General features: G+C 63.3%; 1 protein-coding gene. It reads left to right on the top strand.

What is annotated here, in order from left to right:
* Positions 1 to 218 (top strand): hypothetical protein (locus OP04_RS55300; protein ID WP_033346832.1); only part of this gene is annotated, 218 nt, incomplete at both ends.

The following is a 218-nucleotide window of genomic DNA, read 5'->3' as shown; positions in this document are numbered from 1 at the left end:
GATGCGGCTGAACACGTCGGTCGACTCGTTCTTCCGGCACGAGAACGTGCGCAGTCACTTCACGGACAAGCGCGCGGACACGACGCTGACCGGCAACATTCCGGTCAAGAAGAGTGACGTCAAGGTCCCGGCGGGGATTCCGCAGGAGGACGTGCCGTCCTACATCCGGGAGCGCGTCCAGAGTCACGTCGTCAACACGGTTCCGCTCACGGTCAACC

The organism is Catenuloplanes japonicus (assembly GCF_000717135.1).
In the GTDB taxonomy this organism is placed as follows: Bacteria; Actinomycetota; Actinomycetes; order Mycobacteriales; family Micromonosporaceae; genus Catenuloplanes; species Catenuloplanes japonicus.
Note: the sequence above shows the minus strand (reverse complement) of the source record. Positions and strands in the feature narration are given on the sequence as shown.